At 73.4% G+C, this 15649-nt stretch carries 3 protein-coding genes; all 3 read right to left on the bottom strand.

The features are described 5' to 3' along the window. Positions 1-168: 168 nt before the first annotated feature. The 3 genes from ABD817_RS06645 to ABD817_RS06635 all read right to left on the bottom strand — a co-directional run bounded on the left by ABD817_RS06645 (position 169) and on the right by ABD817_RS06635 (position 15596). A complete protein-coding gene (locus ABD817_RS06645; RefSeq protein WP_344916061.1) occupies positions 169-5187 on the bottom strand; it encodes an amino acid adenylation domain-containing protein in 5019 nt (1672 codons plus the stop codon). A 308-nt stretch (positions 5188-5495) separates the two neighbouring features. After that, positions 5496-8726, bottom strand: a complete 3231-nt coding sequence (locus tag ABD817_RS06640; RefSeq protein ID WP_344916059.1) for a non-ribosomal peptide synthetase — start codon at positions 8724-8726, stop codon at positions 5496-5498. Next, on the bottom strand, positions 8727-15596 hold the full coding sequence (locus ABD817_RS06635) for an amino acid adenylation domain-containing protein (protein ID WP_344916057.1): 6870 nt from the start codon (positions 15594-15596) through the stop codon (positions 8727-8729). Positions 15597-15649 lie beyond the last annotated feature (53 nt).

Here is a 15649-nt window from a genome sequence, read left to right as displayed (position 1 = left end):
GGATCGTGCGGTCGCGGGTTCGGTTCGCGGTGTGGGCGGGTCGGGCGGTCGCCGGTCGGGGCGCCGGGTCGGTTTCCGATGGGAGGGGGTGGACGGGTGCCGGTTCGGCCTCGGGGGCCGAGGGGTGCGGACGTCGGTTCGGGGTCGTCGGGTACGGGAGAGCGGTTGTCAGCTCGGTTTCCTTGAGCGGTCCTTGAGGCGGTCTCGCCGCACGGCGAGCCGTCGTGCGGCGCGGTCGAGGCCGGGAGTGGGGCCTCCACCGTCGAGATGCGCGGCCAGGGCGCGGATGGTCGGGTGGCGGAACAGGTCCACGATGGGGATCTCCCGGCCAAGGGCCGAGCCCAGGCGGGCCTGGACGGCGGCGATCGCCAGCGAGTGGCCGCCGATCTCGAAGAAGTTGTCGGTCGCGCCCACCCGCGGCACGCCGAGCACGGCCCGCCACACCTCGGCCACGGCCCGTTCGGTCGGGCCGGACACCTCCCCGCCCGCCTCGCCTCCCGGCCGGGACGCGGGGCGGCGCAGCGCGGCGCGGTCGACCTTGCCGTTGGGGGTGAGCGGCAGCGCGGGAACCACGATCACCTCGGCGGGCACCGCGTGCTCGGGCAGCGTCGCGCGCAGGTGGTCGAGGAGCCGCGGCGCGGCCAGCCCCGGCCTGCGCGGCACCGCGTAGGCGTGCAGCACCGTCTCGCGCCGCTCGTCCCGGTCGGCCACCGCGGCGGCGGCGCGGACCTCGGGATGGGCGGACAGCGCCGCCTCCACCTCGCCCAGCTCCACCCGGAAGCCGCGGATCTTCACCTGGTCGTCGCGCCGACCGGCGATCGTCACCGTCCCGTCGGGGTTGAGACGGCCGAGGTCGCCGGTGGCGAAGGCGTCCCCGGTGAAGCGGAGCCGGGTGAGCCCGGCGTCGAGATAGCCGGTCGCCAGGTTGGCGCTGCGCACGATCACCTCGCCCAGCTCGCCCACCCCGGCCCGGCCGCCGTGCTCGCCGACCACGACCAGCTCGCTGCCCTCGACGCCGCGCCCCGCGGGGACGGGTTCGGCGCTCTCGCGCACCCCGGCGGGGATCTCGTGCCAGGCGTGGGCCTGCGGGGTCTCGGTGGTGCCGTAGAAGGCCACCAGGCGGGCGGCCGGGACCAGGCGGCGCAGCCGTACGGCGTCGGCGTGGGTGAGCCGGTCGCCGCCGGTCGCCACCAGCCGCACCCCGGGCAGCACCGCGCCGGTCCCGCAGAGCATCCTGGCCAGCTGCGGGGTCAGGTGCAGTACGGTGACGCGGTGCTCGCGCAGCCACGCGACCAGCCGGACGGGGTCGCGGAGCAGCTCCCGCTCCGGCACGCACAGCCGGGCGCCGGTGGCGAGCGGCACGAACACGTCGCGCAGCGCGGGGTCGTGCGCCAGGCCCGACAGCAGGGCGAAGCGATCGGCAGGGGTCACCGCGAAGGTCGCCGCGTACCAGGCGACGAAGTGCGCGAGCGGCCCCTCACCGGTCACCACCGGCTTGGGGTCGCCGGTGGTCCCCGAGGTGAGCGACAGGTAGCCCCGCTCGGGATGCGGCTCCTGCGGCGCTCCGCCGTCCCCCTCCGGCAGCGCGATCTCCGGGAGGCCCGCCAGGGAGGGCGCGTCCGGGCAGCGCAGCGCCGCCACGGCCCCCGCGGCGGCGGCCTGGCGGGCCAGCACCGGCGCCGGGTGCGCCGGGTCGAGGATCACCCAGCGGGCCCCGGTGGCCAGCACCCCCAGCAGCAGCCCGGGAAGCTCGGGGACCCGCGCGGCGAGCACCGCGACCGCCTGGCCCGGCTCCACCCCGGCCGCGCGCAGCGCCGAGGTCGTACGGTGGCGCAGCGCGGTGAGCTCCGCGTGCCCGAGGGCCCGCCCCGCGCCCTCCACCACGACGTCGCCGTGCAGGGTGTCCAGCGGCCCGGGACCGTCCCAGACCGGTAGCGCGGCGGGCGGTTCCTGCGGGGCCAGCCGGGCCATGCGCGCCGCCTCGCCGGGGGCGGCGAGCAGGTCGCCCAGCAGGTGCGCGTAACCGGCCAGCAGGGCGTCCATCCTGGCGGCGGAGAACAGGTCGGGGTTGTAGACGAGCTGCAGGGCGTATCCGTCGCCGCCGTCGCCGCGCTCGCTGACGTACATCGTCAGGTCGAACAGCGCGCCCGGCAGCCCGGCGGGCAGCGGCTCGGTCACGCACCCCGGCAGGTCCAGCTTGGGCTCCGCGAAGTTGTACATGTTGAACAGCACCTGCGTCACCGGGTTGCGCCCCAGGTCGCGCGGGACGCGCAGCGCCTCCACGACGCGCTCCAGCGGCACGTCGCCGTGGGAGACGACCTCGGCGAGCTCGTCGCGGCAGCGGGCCACGTGCTCCTCGAACGAGGCCCCGGGGTCCTGGCGCAGCCGCAGCGGCAGCATCCGCACGCACATGCCGATCAGCGACTCGAACGCGACGTGCCCCCGGTCGGCGTACGGGGTGCCGACGAGCAGGTCCCGCTGCCCGGACAGTCTGGAGAGCAGCTGCGCGAACGCGGCCAGCAGCACCGGGTACGGGGTGACTCCCAACCTGACCGCCAGTCTCCTGACACGGTCTCCGATCTCACCGTCAATCTCGGCTGTTCGGAGCGCTCCAAAAAAAGTTTGCACAGGTGGGCGAGGGGTGTCCCTGGGCAGGTCGAGCACCATGGGGGCGTCCTTGAGGTGCTCGCGCCACCAGTCGACCCCGTCGCCGTCGGAACGCTCCCTCGACCAGCGCGCGTAGTCGGCGAACGACGCGCCCGCCGGCCCCGGCGGATCACCGCGGTAGGCGGCGCTCAGGTCCCGGTAGAAGACGTCCTGGGACCAGCCGTCGAAGACGATGTGGTGCGCGGTCACCGCGAGCACGTGGTCGTCCTCGGCCAGCCGGATCAGCCTGGCCCGCACCAGCGGGTCGCGCGCCAGGTCGAACCGCGTCCGCGCCTCCCTCTCCAGCACCGCTCCCAGCGCGGTCCCGGGACGGGGGAGCGCCGAGAGGTCGTCGAGCGGGAGCGGCACCTCGCCAGGCGGGACGACCGAGACGTGGGGTACGCCGTCGCGGGAGGTGATCCGCCAGCGCAGCGTCTCGTGCGCGGCCACCACCGACTCCAGGGCGCTCCGCAGCGCGCCGTGGTCCAGCGGGCCGCGGACGCGTTCGGCCATCGCGATGTTGTGCGCGGGGGTGTCGGGGGCGAGCCGCTCCACGAACCACATGCGCCGCTGCGCGGGCGACAGCGCCGGGGGCTCGCCTCCGGTGTCTCTTGCGGGCGTGGCGTCCCGGAGGGGGGCGTTCTCGACACCTGAGGAGAGGACGCCGTAGGTGCGGGCCGCGTAGACGTCCTCGACCGAGATGTCCCGGCCGAGCTCCGCCCTGACGGCCGACACCAGGCGCATCGCCCGCAGCGAGTGCCCGCCGCGCTCGAAGAAGTCGTCGCCGGGACCCGGGAGAGGGGCGTCGAGCACCCGCGCCCAGATCCCCGCCAGCCCCGCGTCCCCGTTCGTGTCCCCGCCGGTGTCCCCGTTCGTCTCCCCGGAAACCCCGAAGGTGTCCCGGGCGAGGCCGCGCAGGGCGGCGAGGTCGACCTTGCCGGAGGCGTTCAGCGGCAGGACCGGGACGCGCACCACGCGGGTGGGCAGCATGTAGACCGGCAGCCGTCCCGCGCAGTGCTCCCGCAGGGCGGCCAGCCCGGGGGCGTCCAGCGGCGCGACGTAGGCGACCAGCTCGCCGGGGGCGTCGACCACCGCCTGCGTCACCCCGGGGTGGGCCCGCACCACCGACTCGACCTCGCCGATCTCGACCCGCTGCCCCTGGATCTTCACCTGCCGGTCCAGCCGCCCCATGAAGGCGATCCGGCCGTCCTCCCGCCAGGCGACGTGGTCGCCGGTGCGGTAGAGCCGCGCCCCGGGCACGGCCTCGAACGGGTCGGGGACGAACCTCTCGGCCGTCATGCCGGGCAGACCCAGGTAGCCGCGGCTCACCTGCGGCCCGCCGATGTACAGCTCGCCGGGGACGCCGACGGGGCACTCGCGCATGTCCTCGTCCAGGACGTGCGCCCGGCAGCCGCGCAGGGGATACCCGATCGGCAGCGACCGCTCCCACGTCCCCGACAGCTCGGTGCCGACCACGCAGACGGTCGTCTCCGTGGGGCCGTACCAGTTGTGGAAGCGGGTGTGCGCCGACCAGCGGGCCACCTGCTCGGGGCCGGGTGGCTCCCCGGCCGTGACCAGGTCGCGCAGGTGCGGCAACCGGGCCGGGTCGACCAGCGGCAGCAGGGCGGGCGGGATGAACCCCCAGGTGACGTCGTGCGCCTCCAGGAACCGCTGCAGGCGGGCCGGGTCGGTCCTGTCCTCGTCGGGTACCAGCTGCACGCAGCCGCCCACGGTGAGCGGCGCGAGCATGTCGAGCACCGAGACGTCGAACCCGAGCGCGGAGAACGCGATCGACCGGCACGTGCCGTCCAGGCCGAAATGGGCCGTCGCGGCCGAGGCGAACGCGACCGCGGAGGCGTGGCTCACGACCACGCCCTTGGGCCGCCCGGTCGACCCGGACGTGTACAGGACGTAGGCGGCGTTCCCCGGCAGCGCCGGACTCCCGGCGACGGTCTCGCCGCCGCTTTCCGGTCCGGTTCCGGCCGGGGGCACGATGGTGGTTCCGGAGGTAATTTCGGACACGATTGCGGTCGCGGCGCCTGTTTCCGGCTCGACCAGCGGGCGCCCGCATCCGTCCAGCAGCGCGCGGCCGTGACCGTCGGCCACGACGACCGCGACGCCCGCGTCGTCGAGCACCTCGTCAAGCCTGCGGCGTGGATGCGCCGGATCGAGGGGGACGTACGCGCCGCCCGCCATCATGATGCCGAGAACGGCGACGGTCATCAGCGGTGTGCGCCTGGCGCAGAGCCCGACCCGGTCCTCCGGACCCACCCCGAGGGCACGTAACCGCAGCGAGAGCGCGGTGGCGGCGTCGATCAGATCGCGGTAGGTGAGTTCGGTGTCCCACTGGCGGATCGCCGGGGCGGAGGGTGTCCGCGCGGCCTGGTCGGCGACGAGGTCGCACAGCAGCGCGTCCGGGGCGAGGTGGGACGGTCCGGCCGTCCGGGCGGTGGGGGTGGGGGCCGTCGGCGAAGCCGGTGGAGTGGACGACGGACCGTGCAACGAGGCGGACGACGAGTCCCCTCGCATCGCTTCGAGCATTCACCCCCCATAGCCCCAAACAGGGTTTATGCCCTGTCAAGTATTCACAAGCGATAAGCCAGATCATTCCTATTATTTGTGTCACTGTCAGTCAAGGATTGAAAATTAAACGTATGTCGGAATGCCGGTTTCGGCCGCAGGGGAAGATCGTCGAGCCTCCCGGCGCTCCGGGATCGCCGCTGTTCACGGCGATCCCGTGAACGGAAGGTGACATGCCACTTCCGTACGTCATGAAGCGTCTCACTCTGTGGACACCCAATGTGGCCGGAGGCTACCAAGAGCAAGCGTCCAAAATGCCGATTTCGGTTCTAGTTCACCGCGCTGTCATTTCGGTCGTACTCACCGGCGATCCGCTCGGCCTCCTCGTCCGTGAGCCGGTCGATCTCCGCGGCCAGGCACTCCTCCACCACCAGCGCCAGCCCGCGGACCGAACGCGTGGTGAACAGGGCGTTGAGCGGCAGGTCGACGCCCACCGCCGAGCAGATCCTGGCGACGACCTTGGTGCCGAGCAGCGAGTGCCCGCCGACGTCGAAGAAGTCGTCGTCGACCCCGATGCCGTTCCTGCCCAGCACCTCGCACCAGATCTCGTGCACCAGCTCCTCGCTCGCCGTGGCCGGTCCGGCGGGCGCCGCCGAGGTCTCCTCCGCGACGGGCGAGGGCAGCGAAGCGCGGTCGAGCTTGCCGTTGGGCAGCCTCGGGAAGTCCCGCACCGGGACGAAGAGACTCGGCACCATCGTGGCGGGCAGCCGCGACGCCAGGAACGCCCGAAGCTCCCCGGCCGTCACCTCCGCGCCCGTTTCCGCGCCCGCGCCCGTTTCCGCGCCCGTGCCCGTGCCCGCGCCCGTTTCCGTGCCCGTGCCCGCGCTCGTTTCCGTGCCCGTGCCTCCCTGGGAACCCGTGCCCGTGTCCACGTACGCGACCAGAGCCCGGCCGCCGGGGGCGTCGTCCCTGACCGCGGCGACCGCCCGGCGCACCCCCGGGTGCGCCTCCAGCGCGGCCTCCACCTCGCCCAGCTCGATCCGCACCCCCCGCACCTTCACCTGGTCGTCCGCGCGCCCGAGGAACTCCAGGGTGCCGTCGGGAAGCCGCCGCACGAGGTCGCCCGTCCGGTAAAGGCGACCGCCCCGGCCGAACGGGTCGGGGACGAACCGCTCTGCGGTCAGCCCCGGCCGCCCCCGGTAGCCTCGGGCGACCCCGTCGCCGCCCAGGAACAGCTCCCCTGCGACACCGGAGGGCACCGGCTCCATCGCCCCGTCCAGCACGTACGCGGTGGTGCCCGCGACCGGCATGCCGATCGACATCGACTCCGCGCCCTTCGGCACCCGGTGCGCCAGTGACCAGATCGTCGTCTCCGTCGGCCCGTAGAGGTTCCACAGCTCACCGGCGACCCGGTGGATCCGCCCGGCCAGCGACACCGGGAGCGGCTCCCCGCCGCTGAACACGCGCGGCAGCCCGGCGGGCAGCCGCTCCAGGATCTCCTCCAGCACCGACGGCGGCGCCTGCACCGTCGTCACCCCCGCCTCCGCCACCAGCTCGCCCAGCCCGCCGGTGCCGTACGGGGGAGCCAGGACCACCGCGCCGCCCGCCGTCAGCGGGCCGAAGATCTCCAGCGCCGCGATGTCGAACGACAGCGAGGTGAGCAGCAGCATCCGCTCCCGCTCGGTGAACCCCAGCCCGGTGACCAGGTTCACCACCCCGCGATGCGGCACCACCACCCCCTTGGGCACCCCCGTCGACCCCGACGTGTAGATCACGTACGCCGGGGCGTCCGGAGAGACGGGATCGGGGACGAACCCGGACGTCTCGTCCGGCGGCAGCGCGTCCAGCAGGATCGCCGGAGGATGGTCCGGCGGCAGCCGCTCCACCAGCGCCGAGCGGGTCAGCAGCAGCGGGCTGCCCGAGTCGGCCAGCATGAACCCCAGCCGCTCCGCCGGGTAGTCCGGATCCAGCGGCACGTAACAGCCGCCTGTCTTCAGCACCGCCAGCAGCGCCACGATCAGCTCGGTGCTCCTCGGCAGGCACACCGCGACCGGCGTCTCCGCCCCCACCCCGCGCTCGCGCAGCCGCCGGGCCAGCGCGCCCGCCCGCTCCTCCAGCCGCCCGTAGGTGAGCGTCCCCTCCGAGGAGACGACCGCCGGGGCGTCCGGCGTCCGCTCCGCCCGTCCGGCGATCAGCTCGTGCAGGCAGCGCTCGGGGTAGGAGGCCGCCGGGCCGTGCCAGGAGGCGAGCAGCCGGGCCCGCTCCGGCCCGTCCATCAGCGGCAGCCGGGAGATCGGCAGCTCCGGGTCGTCGACGGCCGCGCCGAGCAGCGTCAGGAACGCCGACACCAGGCGGCGGATCGTGTCCTCGTCGAACAGGTCCGTGCTGTACTCGACCCAGCCCTCCAGCGTGCCGTCCGGATTGTGGAGCTCCATGGTGAGATCGGCCTTCGAGGTGCCGTTGCCGTACCGGCCGCGCCCGTCCACCGCGATCTGGTTGAACCCCACCTGGAACAGCGGCGTCCTGCCGGGGTCGCGGGGCGGGCTCACCGCCTCCACGAGCTTCGCGAACGGCACGTTCTGGTGGTCGAACGCCTCCAGCACGGTCGTGCGGACCCGGTCCAGCGCCTCGCCGAACGCCGGGTCGCCGCCCAGGTCGGTACGGAGCGGCAGCGTGTTGACGAACATGCCGATCAGCGGGTCCAGCTCCGGCAGCTCCCGCCCGGCGACGGGGGAGCCCACCACGACGTCACTCCGCCCGCTCCAGCGCGCCAGCAGCACCGAGAACGCCGTCAGCAGCACCGTGAACGGCGTGGTGCCCCGCCGCCTCGCCAGCGCGCCCACCCGCTCGGTGAGCTCCTCCGGCACGGCGAAGTCCAGCACCGAGCCCAGGTAACTCATCGTGGCCGGGCGCGGCCGGTCGGACGGCAGCTCCAGCGGGACGCTCCCGCGCAGCCGCTCCCGCCAGTAGGCCAGGTCGCCGTCCAGCTCGCCGCCGCCCAGCCGGTCGCGCTGCCAGACCGCGTAGTCGGCGTACTGGATCGCCAGCTCGGGAAGCTCGGGCTCGCGGCCCTCGCGCAACGCCCGGTAGACCTCGCCCAGCTCCCGCCACAGGACGCCGGACGACCAGGCGTCGAAGATCGTGTGGTGCAGGACCATCAGCAGCCGCCACTCCCCGCCGCCCAGCGTCACCAGCCGCACCCGCCAGAGCGGGGCGTGCTCCAGCCGGAACGGCCCGCGCGCCTCCTCCGCCGCGACCCGCTCGAACTCCTTCGCCGCCGCCTCCGGAGGCAGCTCGGAAAGGTCGGTCCGCGCCACCGAGACCGGCACCCGGTCCGCGATCGTCTGCACGACCCGCTCGTCGCGCAGCTCGAACGCCGTCCGCATCGACTCGTGCCTGTCCACGAGCACCGCCAGCGCCCGCTCCAGGAGATCGGGATCCAGCGGCCACAGGCTCGTCGCCTCCGAGCACACGGCGATGTTGTAGACGGCCAGGTCGGGCAGGAGCTCGTGCAGGAACCAGATCCGCTCCTGGGCGAACGAGGCGGGAAAGACGTCCATTTACACTTTCTCCTTCAGGCACTCGCGGAGCTGTTCCGCGATCACGGGCAGGGCGGCCGTCTCGCCCAGGGTGGCCAGCCAGTGCCACTGCTCCAGGGCGTGGCAGAGCCGGTAGAAGGCCAGGCGCTCGGCCCAGTCGTCCGGCAGGTCGCCGTACCCCTCGAGCAGGTATCGCCGCCGCTCCGCGTCACCCCTGACCGCGAAGTAGTCGGTCCGCGCCAGGTCCATCAGCGGGTCGCCGCCCAGCGCGTTCTCCATGTCGATCACCCCGGTCATCCGCAGCGGGCTCCCCGGCCCGTCCCCCTCGGCGACCATGACGTTGCGCTCGTGGAAGTCGTTGTGGCACAGCACGGGGGAGTCGCAGCGCGCCAGCAGGTGGCGGTTGCGCCCGACGTACGCGGAGATCTCCGCGTGCAGCCCCGGGTCCCCGCCGAACTCGGTGAACTGCGCCAGCCTCAGGTCCAGCTGCCCGCCCACGTACGCCTCGTTGGAACCCTCCAGCGGCCCGTCGATCGGCCCGAACCGCTCCACCCGCACCCCGTGCACCGCCCGCAGCGTCCGGCCCATCTCCCGGTACAGGCCGGAGACCTCCCCGGCCGCCAGCCCGCCGGAGACCTCCGACAGCGGCCGGCCGGGCACCTTCGTCATCACCGCGTACGCGTGCGGCAGGTCGCGCCGCGAGACGTCCCAGTGCACCAGCTCGGGACAGGAGGCGCCGCTGCCGCGCAGCAACTCGTAGACGCGCGCCTCCTTGTGCAGCCGCGCCGCCAGCACGTCCGGGTAGATCTTCACGATGAGCTCGCGGTCGGCGCACCTGACCTCGTACACCGCGCTGATCTCCCCGCCGGTCCGCAGCACCACCTCCCGCACCTCCGCGTCCGGGTACGGGGTGCGCAGCACCGCCTTCGCGCGCTCCAGCGGCAGCGGCATCGTGATCGCCTTGGCGAACGCCGGGGCGGTCCAGGCCACGCTCACCCGGTTGCCCGCCCGCTCCCGCAGGATCTGGGCCCCGACCAGGTCGTCCGCCGGGGCGTCCGGCATCTCGTCGTCGAACCGCGACAGCACCCGGGTGCGCATCGAGATCAGCACGTGCACCGCGATGCCCAGGCCCAGCACGATGTACATGAACGCCACGCCACGGCCCTGGCCGACACCGATCACCGAGCCCACCGTCGGCGCCAGCGCGCCACCGGGAACCAGCAGCGGGTTGAGCAGCCGCTCGCCCAGCGGCGCCACCACCGCCATGCCGATCGGCAGCGTCGACCACGACACCATCTGGTTGAGCGACTGCACGCGGCCGTGGAAGCGCTGCGGCACCTTCGTGTGGATGATCGTGAGGAAGGTGCCGTTCACGATCGAGAGGCAACCCCACAGGCCGAACGCCCCGATCCCCACCACCCACGACGTGGGTTGCAACCCGGTGATCACCGCGAACACCGACAGTCCCAGCGTCGCCAGCATCACCCCGCGCATCCGCCGCCGCCTCGGCCCGCCCCACAGCGCGATCACCAGGCCGCCCAGCGCCCCGCCCAGACCGCCGACGAAGGAGATCTGCCCGGCGACGGTCAGCGTGGAGAACGACAGCACCAGCGGGGTTATCGACAGCAGCAGCGCCGCGAGCATCACGTTGAGCGTCGCGAAGTAGATCATCGCTGCCCGCAGGTGGCGGTTGCCGATCGACATCCGCAGCCCCTGCGCGATCTCCTTCGACAGGGGCTCCCTGGGCGAGTGCGCCATCGTGTCCGGGAAGCGGATCAGCAGCAGGGCGCCCAGCACCAGCGCGAAGCTCGCCACGTCGACCACCAGGATGCCGCCCAGGCCGATCGTGGACAGCAGCGCGACGGCCACCAGCGGCGCCGCGAACTGCGCCGTGCCGATCACCATCTGCACCACCCCGGCCGCGTGTCCCATGTACTCCTTGGGGACGAGCTGGGGGAGCGCGGTGGTGAAGCCCAGCCGCTGGAAGATCAGCGCGATCGACAAGCACGCGGTCAGCGGGTATATGTGCCAGATCTCCAGCGTGTCCGTCCAGAACAGGGCGCCCAGGACCAGCTGCGTGCCACCGGCCATGCAGTTGCCGAGGATCATCATCGAGCGACGGCTCGACCGGTCCACGATCGCTCCCGCCAGCGGCGCGATCACCACTCCCGGCATGATCGACAACGCCACGAACAGGGCGAAGTCCACCAGCGACCCGGTGGTCAGATAGATCCACACCGGGATCGCGAAGTCCGTGATCGCGGTGCCGACCATCGACACCAGCTGGAACGCCGCCACCACGAGGAACCGCCGCAGGCTGGGCGGCGGCGCCTTGACCCCCGTCCCGGCCCTCGCTCTCGTCCCGGCCCTCGTCCTGGTTTTGGCCTTCCCGTTCGCGGGACCGGTCGCCTTCCCGTTCTGGAGGCCGGTGACCCTTCCATTCCCGGTGCCGGTGGCCTTCCCGCTCGGGGAAGCGGTCGCCTTCCCGTTCCCGGAGCCGGTTCTCCCGGCGTCCGGGGGACCGGACGGCTCCTCGGAGGCGGGACCGGCGTCACCCTCCGGGGCGGCGGGTTCCTCCGGCGCGCCTGACTTTCCCGCTCCGGCGGCTCCCTCCGCTCCGGTGGGTTCCTCCGGATCCGAGGAGCGGACGGAGACCTCCTCGACCCACCATCCGGCTCCGGGTCCCCGTGAAGACCGGTCGAGCGTGCCCGCCGCGCCGTACCCCATGGCGATGTGCGTGTTGGTGAGGATCTCCGACAGCTCCGCAGCCCGATATTTCAGGAAATAGTGACCCGCCTCGTCCAGGATCACCAGTGCCGTCGTGTCACTCAGGAAGTGCCACTCCCGGTAACGCTCCTGGTAGTAGTCGGTCGTCGGATCCTGCTCGCCCACCACCGAGACCACCGGCGCCCGCAGCCGCTCTATCCGCTCCGCCAGCACCCGCGTGAAGATCTCCTCCGCGATCAGGGTGTCACGCCGCTGGTTGCGCACCATGAACCGGACCTGCTCGTCGTCCAGCCCCGAGATGTCGGTGCCCATCGACTTCATCCGGTTCTCGTACACCCGGTCGCCGCGTAACCGGTCGTAGCGCGTCAGCCGCGCCAGCGGCCCCGCGATCCGGCCTCTCGGCCTGGCGAACGGGAAGATCGCCCCGATGTACACCGCCTCCAGCGCGCGGCCCCGCTCCTCCAGCCGCCGCGCCACCTCCACCACCAGCGCGCCGCCGATGCCGCAGTGGCCGTACAGGGCCAGGGGGCCCTCGACGTTCTCCAGGATCTCGGCCACACACAGGTCCGCGACCTCGTCGATCGGCCTGGTCTCCTCGTCCGGCAACCCGGGGTCGTGCCCGGGGAAGGCCAGCGCGTGCAGCGAGCACCCGTCCGGCAGCGCGTCGGCGAGCGGCTGGAAGATCAGCGGGCTGCCCCCGCCGTACGGTATGCACACGTACGTCATCAGGGCGGGCCCCGGCCTGGTCAGCTCGTACAGCAGGCTCCGCGGCCCCGCGGGACCCGCGGGCCGCTCCACCAGGGCCGCCAGCTCGCGCACCGTCGGATGCTTGAACAGGTCCATCACCCCGACCGCGCGCCCCTCGACCACCGGCAGCGCCCTGCGCATCCGCGCCACCGCCTGGATCGCGACCAGCGAGTGCCCGCCCAGCTCGAAGAAGTCACCGTCGGCGCCGACCGACGCCACCCCCAGCAGCTCCCGCCAGATGTCGGCGATCGCCCGCTCCACCGGCGTCCGGGGCTCCGCCCCCGGCCCCGCCGTCTCGGCGCCCGGCCGCTCCGGGGCGGGCAGCGCCTTCCGGTCCAGCTTGCCGTTCGGGCTCAGCGGCAGCGCGTCCAGCACCACGAACGCCGACGGCACCATGTGGTCGGGCAGCGTCACCTTCAACGCCCGCCGCAGCTCCGCCCCGTCCAGCTCCGCGCCGTCCGGTCCTATCCCGCTCCTCAGCGCCCCGGCCAGTTCCGCCCCGTCCGGTCCTGTCCCGTCCTTTCGCGTCCCGTCCGGTTTTGCTCCTGGCGGTCCCTCACCGGCCGCGCCGGTCGCCGCCGTCACGGGCACCACGTACGCGACCAGCCGCCTGTCGCCCGGCGCGCCGTCCTCCCGCACCGTCACCACCGCCTCGCGCACCCCCGCGAGCCCGCGCAGCACCGCCTCGATCTCGCCCAGCTCGATCCGCTGCCCACGGATCTTCACCTGGTGGTCGATCCGCCCCAGGAACTCGATCGCGCCGTCACGGCGGAGCCGTACCAGGTCACCCGTCCGGTACAGGCGCGCCCCCGACGCCCCGAACGGGTCGGGCACGAACCGCTCCGCCGTCAGGCCGGGCCGGGCGTGATAACCCATCGCCACCTGAGCCCCGCCGATGTGCAGCTCACCGGGAACCCCGAAGGGCACCGGCCGCAGATGCCGGTCCAGTACGTACAGCGAGGTGTTCTCCACCGGGTGCCCGATCGGCACCGTCGCGTCACCCGGGCGGCACCGCCACAGGCTCACGTCGATCGCCGCCTCCGTCGGCCCGTACAGGTTGAACAGCCCCGTCCCCGACAGCCGCCCGAAGAACCGCTCGGCCACGTGCGCCGTCAGCTCCTCGCCGCTGCACACCACCCGGCGCAGCGACCCGCACGCCTCGACGCCCTCCTCCTCCAGGAACGCCGCGAGCATCGACGGGACGAAATGCGCCGTCGTCACCCCACGGTCCACGATCAGATCCCGCAGGTACGCCGCGTCCCGGTGCCCGCCGGGACGGGCCAGCACCAGCCGCGCCCCCGTCACCAGCGGCCAGAAGAACTCCCACACCGACACGTCGAAACCCGCCGGGGTCTTCTGCACCACCACGTCGTCGCCGGTCAGCCCGTAGACCCGCTGCATCCAGCCCAGTCGGTTGCGGATGCCTCCGTGCGTGTTGGGCACCCCTTTGGGCCGTCCCGTCGACCCCGAGGTGTAGATCATGTACGCCGCGTCCGCCGACGTCGCCGACGGCTCCACGGGCGTGCCCGGCCCGTCCAGCGGATCGTCCAGGACGACCGTCACCACCCCGCCGCTCGCCGCCTCCGGGGGAGTGTTCACCGGGCCGTCGGAAACCGCGTCCGGCCCGCCGGGGGCCGTGTCCCGAGCCGCGCCCCACACGTTCTCCGGGAGCACGTCGAGCACCGCCCGCTGCGCGAGCAGCACCGGTACCGCCGCGTCGGCCAGCATGAACGCCAGCCGCTCCGGCGGATACTCCGGATCCAGCGGCACGTACGCCCCTCCGGCCTTCACCACCCCCAGCAGCGCCACCACCAGCTCGACCGACCGCTCCGCGCACACCGCCACCAGCGAACCCGGCCCCACCCCCAGCCCGCGCAACCGGTGCGCCAGCCGATTGGCCCGCACCTCCAGTTCCGCGTACGTCAGGCGCTCCCCCTCGAACTCCACCGCCACCGCCCGAGGCGTCCGGGCCACCTGCGCCTCGAACATCCCGCCCAGCGTCGCCCCGTCCGCGTACGGCTCCTCGGGACCCGCCGCGCACGCCAGCACCCGCCCCCGCTCCTCGGCGGGGAGGACGTCCAGCTCCGAGATCCGCGCGGCCGGAGCCGCCAGCACCGCCCCCAGCAGCGTCTCCAGCTGCGCGGCCATCCCCTCGACCGTGGCCGCGTCGAACAGGTCGCGGTTGTAGACGAACAACCCGCCCATCCCGCCCTGCTGCTCGGTCAGGAACAGCTCCAGGTCGAAACGCGTCGCCCTGGCCTCGAACTCGAACGGCTCCACCGAGACCCCGGGCCAGCGCGTCCCCTCCCTGCGCCCGTAACTCTGCAGCGCGAACACCGCCTGGAACACCGGCGACCTGCTCACGTCCCGCTCGATGCCCAGCTCCCCGACCAGCTGCTCGAACGGCAGCTCCTGGTGCTCGTACGCCTCCGTCGTGGTCCGCCTGACCCTCTCCAGCAGCTCCAGGAACCCCGGGTCGCCCGACAGGTCCGCGCGCATCGCCAGCACGTTCACGAACATGCCGATCACGCTCTCCAGCTCCCGCCGGGGGCGCCCGCCCACCGGGGAACCGACCGCGAAGTCGTCCTGGCGCGCGTACCGGCCCAGCAGCACCTGGTACGCCGCCAGCAGCACCATGTACAGGGTCGCGCCGGACTCCCGCGCCAGCCGCGTCAGCCCCTCCACCAGCTCCCGCCCCAGCGTGAAACCGTGCGAGGCCCCCGCGAACGTCTGCTCGCCCCGCCGCCGCCCGTCCACGGGAAGCTCCAGCGGCACCACCCCGGCCAGCCGCGACCGCCAGTAGGACAGACCGGCCTCGGAGACCGGCCGCTCCCGCTGCCACAGCGCGTAGTCCCCGTACTGCAGCGGCGGCTCGGGAAGCTCCGTCCCCGCGTAACAGGCACCCAGCTCCTCGGCCAGGATGTCGGTGGACCAGCCGTCACCGCAGATGTGGTGCAGCGCCACCAGCAGCACGTGATCCCCGGCGTGCCCGGCGTGCCCGGCGTCCCCGGTGTTTTCGGTGTTTCCGCCGCCCACCCGTACCAGCAGCGTCCGCAGCAGCGGCCCCCGCGCCAGGTCGAACGGCAGCGCCGCCGCGTCGCTCACCAGCCGTATCGCGGAACGCTCGTCGTCCGCCTCCGCCCTCTCCAGCCGAACCTCGACCCGCTCCTCCACCACCGCCGTCGGACGTCCGTCCTCGTCGGCGGGAAAACGCGTCCGCAGGCTCTCGTGCCTGGCCACCACCGCCCCGATCGCCCGCTCCAGCGCCGCGACGTCCAGCGGTCCCGTCAGCCGCAACGTCATCGGGATCGTGTACGCGGCGGTGCCGGGAGCGAACTGGTCCATGAACCACAGCCGCTCCTGCCCGAACGACAGCGGCGCCCCCTGCCCCGATGACCGCCGGGGGATCGTGAACACCGGATCCGGCGCGCGACGGCGCAGCCGTTTCTCCAATAGCGCTCGCTTGGCGT

This window comes from Streptosporangium oxazolinicum (assembly GCF_039537505.1).
Classification (GTDB): domain Bacteria; phylum Actinomycetota; class Actinomycetes; order Streptosporangiales; family Streptosporangiaceae; genus Streptosporangium; species Streptosporangium oxazolinicum.
The sequence above is the reverse complement of the archived record's forward strand: the minus strand, read 5'-3'. Positions and strand labels throughout refer to the sequence as shown.